This is a genomic window from Streptomyces milbemycinicus, from assembly GCF_002154605.1.
Lineage (GTDB): Bacteria > Actinomycetota > Actinomycetes > Streptomycetales > Streptomycetaceae > Streptomyces > Streptomyces milbemycinicus.
In genome coordinates this window covers 1-937 of the sequence record NZ_MUNE01001098.1, presented here as the reverse complement: position 1 = coordinate 937, position 937 = coordinate 1, and the positions used below count along the sequence as shown (strand labels likewise).

Sequence of the window (937 nt, the reverse complement as noted above, 5' to 3'; positions counted from 1 at the left end):
CCGGCGGCTACCGCGTCGACCTCTGGCAGAAGTTCGTGGCAGGCGGCCACAACGTCGACTTCGTCGGTTCCATGTCCAACGGTCCGGGTAATCTCGGCGACCGGGACCACGAAGGCCACTCCGGGTGGACGATCGGCCAGATCGACAGCAACGTCGTGAACTGGCTGCGCACCTACACCCCGCGCACCGTACTCCTGCACATCGGCACCAACGACATGTACGGCAGCGACCCCGCCGGAGCACCGGGCCGGCTCTCCACGCTGCTCGACCACATCACCGCCACGTCCCCCAATACGGAGGTCTTCGTGGCCACGATCATCCCCATATCCTCCTTCGACTCGGCCGTCCGTACCTTCAACGCGACGATCCCCGGGATCGTGCAGAGCAAGGTGAACGCGGGCAAGCGCGTCCATCTGGTTGACATGTACCGGGCACTCACGACCGCCGACCTGGCGGACGGAGTGCATCCGAACGCGGGCGGCTACAGCAAGATGGCCAACGTCTGGTACAGCGCGCTTCTCTCGGTGCCCGGCAGCATGGACGTCAGGGGCCCGGCACGGACGGGACGAGCGTCGTACCAGGAGGCGACGACGGCCCGGTAGTCACTGACGGAGCCTGTACACCGAGACATGGGAGCGCGATTCGGCCGTGAATTCCGCTCCCTGCCAGTCGGCATGCCGGGACTCCAGCTCGAACCCGGCCAGCTGGGCCATGAGATCGAGTTCGGTCGGCCAGATGTAACGGTGCGGGCTGCGGAACACCCGTGCCTCTCTGCCCTCGCCGAACCGGAAGTGGTGGGAGACGACGTGCTGACGCAGTACGTCGTACGTGTCCAGGCCGATGTAACCGGCCTCGGACTGCCAGACCACGGCCTGCTGACCGGGGGGAAGCTTCCGTACCTCGGGGACCCACAGCTCGATGACGAACCGGCCGCCCG

Annotated in this window: 1 protein-coding gene and 1 pseudogene; one reads left to right on the top strand and one right to left on the bottom strand. The window is 66.6% G+C overall.

The window, feature by feature from the left end; genetic code table 11:
• Positions 1-602, top strand: a 602-nt coding sequence (locus tag CCN51_RS51310) for an SGNH/GDSL hydrolase family protein (protein ID WP_086861241.1), incomplete at its 5' end; no start/stop codon positions are given.
• Here CCN51_RS51310 and CCN51_RS51305 read toward each other — a convergent pair.
• Positions 603-937, bottom strand: a pseudogene (locus tag CCN51_RS51305) (SAM-dependent methyltransferase); the annotation flags it as partial.